Below are 928 nucleotides of genomic sequence, written 5' to 3'. Positions count from 1 at the left end.
GTCGGCCGGCGTGCTCATTGATAGTTCCTTCGTCGTAAGTTTTTTATCCTACGACATTGAACGCTGTTCGCCCACCCTTGAGTCTGGACCGCCGTGGAACCTCGAAAAATGATAGAGGACCTATCGGGGCTGACCTGGTGCAACGCGGCGTCAGGCTTTGTTCAGGAATGAGGTCCACGATGTGAGCCCTCCTCCATCGACCTTGCGAGAAGGTCTTGCCCGCTTCGGCGGGCTTTTTCACGTCCGCCTGGCCGCCTCGACTTCTAGCGTCCAGATCGTCGCTCCGATGCTCAGCAGCACCTCGAGATCGGTTTGGTAGCTTTCGCTCGCCTTGTCCAAGCGGTCGATAAAGGCCGCGATGTGCGAAATCGCCTCAGTCGCAGGCAACGCACCCCCTRCCCCGGCCMTCTCGACAACGGCGAACATGACRTCGGTTCGGTTCATTGTGCGACTGTGCGCTTGACCGCCAATCGGCGCCCTGTGTCGCACCTTCAGCCCYCCGGCGTTGCGGGAMAGTCAGGCTCTGCTCAGTGGCGCGCTCCACCAACAGCGAATTACGGCTCCTCCGACGTGCAGCTTCCCGCGTTCCATGCGGTTACTCCTGATCGGTGACGGTCAAGCTGCCAGGCGGTTTCGATATCAACCATATCTATGTCGCTTGCACAGCAGTGTCTGCAAAAACCGGCGGGACGAAGTGAAAATGTACCGATGCGGATCTTTTCCTTCGTTGTTGTTTGTGCGGCGTTCGCGGCCGGGGTCGCCTTAATCAGCGACAAGGTCACGCTGCAGGGCGAGCGCACGGTCTACACCGTCAAGTGCCGGCAGGGCAGTTGGCAGGGTCTGCGCTGCAGCGGCCGCCTCGTCGCGGCCGATCGGGTGCGCTTTCGCGTGCTGAAGGCGCACCGTGAAGTTCTCTTTTGGACTGCCG

Annotated in this window: 2 protein-coding genes; one reads left to right on the top strand and one right to left on the bottom strand. The window is 60.5% G+C overall.

The features are described 5' to 3' along the window. Positions 1 to 237 precede the first annotated feature (237 nt). On the bottom strand, positions 238 to 426 hold the full coding sequence (locus AC1DY5_RS57140) for a hypothetical protein (RefSeq protein ID WP_478122960.1): 189 nt from the start codon (positions 424 to 426) through the stop codon (positions 238 to 240). A gap of 282 nt (positions 427 to 708) precedes the next feature. On the opposite strand from AC1DY5_RS57140, the gene AC1DY5_RS57135 reads away from it, so the two are divergent. Then, the coding region (locus AC1DY5_RS57135) for a hypothetical protein (RefSeq protein WP_478122959.1) at positions 709 to 928 on the top strand (220 nt) is incomplete at its 3' end.

It is taken from the genome of Variovorax sp. P4_D9 (assembly GCF_056401695.1).
Note: the sequence above shows the minus strand (reverse complement) of the source record. Positions and strands in the feature narration are given on the sequence as shown.